Genomic DNA, 4,404 nt, shown 5'->3' on the forward strand with positions numbered 1-4,404 from the left:
CTGTCGCATCGTGATCCTGGTGGTAGGCATGGCAGGCCGAAAAATCGGCCAGCATGCCAACGGTCAAGATCACTCGCGCGCGCCCGGATCGTCCACGATCAGGCTGAAACGTCGTCCACGATCAGCCTGAAACAGCGTCCACGTTCATCTGAAATGACGTCCACGATCGTCTGAAACGGGCGTCCACGATGCCCTGAAATACGCAGGTTGATTTCTTGGGGCGCGCAAGAGAGGCGGCTTGGCGATCTCGGGCGTGGGCCTCAAGCTGGCGCAGCGCCGCCGCTGTCGCCGCATGGCTCTCACGCAGCTGTGCAATCTCGCGCTCGGCCTGCCTCTGCTGGCGCTGCAGCTGTGCCGTCAGGTCAGCAGCGCGATGCTCTGCCCCGGCGGCGCGCTCGCGCAGAGTGGCCAGCTCGACCCGCATCTCCTGCTGCTGGCGCGACCTTTCGGCGGCGGCATCGCTGTGCGCTGCCTTCTCGACCTGCAGCGCCTGCTTGGCTGCCGCCTGCACACCTCGGGCCGCTTCCAGATCTGCGGCGCGGGCCTTCTGCTCCTTCGCGAGATCTGCGGTGGCCTGGCGCGCGGCCACCCGTTCACGGTCGACATCGGCGAGAAGGCGGCGCTCGTGCGCGACATGGCGCTGCTCGGCCTCCCTTGCATCGCGGTGGGCGGCGCCGATTTCCATCGCTGCTTTCTCGCGAAGCGCTTCCTTGCTGGCCACCGCCTCTTCAAGAGCCTTGCGCAGGCGTCGCACCTCGGCCTCCGAATCGCTGAGCAGTCGAGCCGACTCCTGCTGCTGCGCGTGCATCTGGGCCTCCATGGCCGTGACCGCCTGGCGCGAGGACGCCAAGGCCTCGTCGAGCGCCACGCGGGCCTGCTCAAAGGAGGTCTCGCGCTGCTGGAGGTCCGCTTCCTTCTGGGCCAGGGCGCCGCGCTGCAGCTCGATCTCGCGGCGGGCCGCCTCGGTCTTCTGAACCTGGACCTGGTCGGCCTCGCGGCGCGCGGATTCCCAGAACAGCTTCGCGGCTTGGACGACGGCCAGGGGCAGCTGATGCGCCTCGCCGTCGGCCAGGTTGGCGCCATGACCGTCCAGGCGCTTGCCGAGCGTGGCGAACCAGCGCTCCAGCATCGGGCTGACGGTGTTGGGCGAGCCGCTGCCGATCTTTTGACGGACGCGCTCGATCGTCGGACGCAGGCCTTCGTGCAGCAGCAAGTCCGCTGCTTCCCAGACCTGAGCCTCCTGGATCCCGCGGCCGCTGCGAATGGGATGGATGTTGCACCAAGGTGACATAAAGAACCAACATCCGTCTCCTTGGCGTCCCTTCGGGGGCGAGCACGGAAGGTTGAAAAGTTGGCGAATTTCGTCATTGAGACCGTGACGCAAGGTGCCAACATTCCTGCGATCTGACCTGAATATCCAACAAACCTGCTGACAGTCCGGACATGGCTCGGTCGTTGGCTGGTTGACCATCTTCGAGAGGGCAGGGGTCACCCGGCGCGTCGACACTTCCCGGGGGAGTGACCCGGGAGTCGTATGCGGCAGTGAAGTGCCGAACATGGGAGAGATCAATGGGCTGGGTCATCGCCAGCCCGTGACAAAGGCTCCCAACGCCAATCGCGCAAGGCGTGCACCACCTTTGCGGTCGCTGTAAGGGTACCGATCTGCCTGACCATGCGCGCATCGGCGGTGGCATCTTGAAGCAGGATGCGCGTCCAGCATGGGCTCAACGCCTGGCGATGGAAGCTGTCATCCATAGTCGAACCACGATCAGAACCGCCAAACGGCAGGGTTGGAGAGCTATTCGGCGCACCTTGGATCTTTCGACACCAGGCCAGCGTCTCCCCACACGATCTGTAGAAACTGGCCGCAAATAGCAAGGCATTCAAGTTCAAGCCTGCCGCGTTGTCGGGCAGATCGAGGTGCTGCAGGACCCCCTCCCGGAAGAAACTCTCGATCTGAAGGTGGGGGTTGCTCGCGAAGTACCGAATCGTGTCGAGGTCATCGGGGCTTGGCCTGCTCGGGTGAAGCTCAAAATGCTGACGCCACCGCATGAATGCGCAGACCAATGGATCTTCCTTCGACATTGGCTGGGACATGTATTCCTTGTGAAGCTCACGCAGGTGACGCTGAACGCGCCTTCGCCCATGAAGGTATCTGCGCTCAAACTGACGACGGAAAGATTTGTAGATCTGTTTGATGTCTCTCCCGTGGATGGGGGCGACGTCCTCATTCGGCGAGCCGCTTGTCATATCGACGCGCATGAATCGCCATTCGTTGGAAGGCGGATACAACGAGTCGGGCCGTGCCAGGCAGGGAGCGACCGCTTGTGCTGCCTCGAACGCCATGGCCCGATACGCAGCGCTGATCGCCTTCGTCTTTCGGCTGCCGGCGAAGGCCCCAAGGCCAAGCCCAGGCGCCCGATCCCAAAGATCGCCAAGTGAGGTCCTGGGGACCACTGGGCGACCGCGCAGGCGGCTCACCCAGTCGAGCCATATCAGGAGTTCCTGGCAACCAGTCCACAGATCTCGACTGTCGCTCCACCTCCCGATCTGCGAAGTTCCCGACCAAGGTGAACCACAGCGATGACAGCGCATGGGCTTGTCGAAAGCGCATGAGGTGACACCGTACGCGCACGTGGGTGCGCCGCACGCCCTGCAGGTCGAGAGCAGCTCGCAGCAGTGAATCGGACAGCGCGCCAACGCAGCGAGCTGGCAGATCCACGATTGATATCCGTACTCGATGCACGCGGGGCAGTACCTGAAATGCGTGTCACTTGCCAGCAAGCGCGTCCAGTCTCCTGCCCAATATGACAAGAAGGCGCTTTGCAAGCGCGGGCTTTGCTTCCCGGTCGCGTTGACCAGCAGAGTGTTCGAACCCGTGAGCTTGTTGAAGGTCGACAGGGGCATCCCGAACAGACAACGCATGTCGCGCACCGAGGCGGCGTTGGCCCAGGAATGCTTTTGCGCAAGCGTGAAGACGCCTTCCAACGGGCCACACCATTCCTTGCCCCAGGTCGCCGATGCGGCGAACGGATTCATTCTTGCTCCGCGTGCTTGTGGGCTTCACTCGGGGGCTTGCGCGAGTTCGCCGTGCTGCTCGATCGGGATGGGAAATAGGTGACACCCAAGGTATGCGCAAAGCCCGATTGCTCAACCGCCTGTGGCCAGATCTCGGCGCTCGCCGGATTGGTGGGCAGATGGAAGTTCATCGTGGTCGTCAGCACGTGCTCAATCGCCAAGGACCAGTACTCGGCCCCGATCTGGAACAGCTTCTCCGGTCTGGCCGCGTCGGCGAACGCCTTCCAGGCGTGCTTGCAATGGTGCGAAAGGCGATGCCCTGCGTCCCAGGCTGTCGGCCAGAAGAAGCGGGTCAGTGACCAGCCAGAACCTGGCGGAAACTGCGCGATGTCAGGGTCGTCATAGGCTTGCATCACCTCGGTCAGTTCAGCCTCGCTGCACAGACCTTGAAACTGCATCACCCCGGACATGAATCGTCCAATCAGATCTGTGCGCCCACACAATCGCAAGGTGTCCCGCAGCATCTCTATCTCGCACGAGCCGAACGCGACGGTGGTGGTGCGGATGTGGTGTTCCTGGACCAGATTGGTCACGTCGGCGAGGTAGGTCAACTCGTCCACGGTGAGGCGCCCGAATTCGTCGACCAGGATGACCACTTGATCGGAACCGTTGTCGTGGGCTTGCACCACCAGGCGGTGCGCTGCGCGCCGAAGCGAGCGACTGCCGTCGGCACGACCGGGCCCGATGTGCCCTCCGCACGCGGAGAACAGATGGTCGTGGAACGTGCATGAGGACCGCGATCTCAGGCTGGCCGCCACCAGTTTCACCACCAGGACGGCGGGCATCACCTCGTGGAGTTCGGCCTCGATGTAGTTGAGCGCGCAGGTCTTCCCAAAGCGCGAATCACCCATGAATGGACAGGCCGCCTGGCGCCTGGCGACGCGCATGAGCACTTCATCGCCCGCTTGCTTGAGCGGGGATGTCGGCAGGTTGTATTGCCGACGGACCACGGGGTGGATCGGACAAAGCGCGAGTTGCTCAGCGACGCTCGTCGGAGGGGTCAGGTTGGCAGCGGTGCTTGCGTCTTGCATGTCGAGCTCCTTCAGAGGATCGCCCGACGGACCGGGCGCTGCAAGAAGGCGGGCAAGATCGTGCGATGCTGCGCCGAAGGGGTTGTCCCCGTTGTCCCCGTTGTTGCCTTTGGAGCCTTTGTCGCCGTGACCGAGCCGTCAGCAGGATCGGGCACAACCGGAATGTTCAATCCAGACCTGTGGGTGTCGGCGCCGGTTGAACTTTGACCCACCCTGCCGGTTGAACTTTGACCCGGGGATGGAAGCCGGCATCGTGGTTGCCGACTGTGGATAACTGTAGCTGTTTCCTCCTTTC

General features: G+C 63.2%; 3 protein-coding genes. All 3 read right to left on the reverse strand.

The window, feature by feature from the left end:
* Positions 1-121 precede the first annotated feature (121 nt).
* From QZH52_RS38370 to QZH52_RS38380, 3 genes are read right to left on the reverse strand one after another with little or no spacing between them, the layout of a single operon-like run.
* Positions 122-1,558, reverse strand: coding sequence for a DNA-binding protein (locus QZH52_RS38370; protein WP_366919375.1), 1,437 nt, complete (start codon positions 1,556-1,558; stop codon positions 122-124).
* Positions 1,559-1,566: 8 nt separating this feature from the next.
* Positions 1,567-3,039 (reverse strand): hypothetical protein, encoded by a 1,473-nt coding sequence (locus QZH52_RS38375; protein ID WP_301816506.1) that lies wholly within the window; start codon positions 3,037-3,039, stop codon positions 1,567-1,569.
* Complete coding sequence (locus QZH52_RS38380; RefSeq protein WP_301816507.1) at positions 3,036-4,109, reverse strand: AAA family ATPase; 1,074 nt, start codon at positions 4,107-4,109, stop codon at positions 3,036-3,038. The genes QZH52_RS38375 and QZH52_RS38380 overlap by 4 nt, the downstream gene beginning before the upstream one ends.
* Positions 4,110-4,404 lie beyond the last annotated feature (295 nt).

It is taken from the genome of Variovorax ginsengisoli (assembly GCF_030486595.1).
Classification (GTDB): domain Bacteria; phylum Pseudomonadota; class Gammaproteobacteria; order Burkholderiales; family Burkholderiaceae_C; genus Variovorax; species Variovorax ginsengisoli_B.

Coding starts and splice junctions, on each gene's coding strand:
- QZH52_RS38370 (WP_366919375.1), bottom strand. CDS start 1,558: ATGTTCGGCACTTCACTGCCGCATACGACTCCCGGGTCACTCCCCCGG.
- QZH52_RS38380 (WP_301816507.1), bottom strand. CDS start 4,109: ATGCAAGACGCAAGCACCGCTGCCAACCTGACCCCTCCGACGAGCGTC.
- QZH52_RS38375 (WP_301816506.1), bottom strand. CDS start 3,039: ATGAATCCGTTCGCCGCATCGGCGACCTGGGGCAAGGAATGGTGTGGC.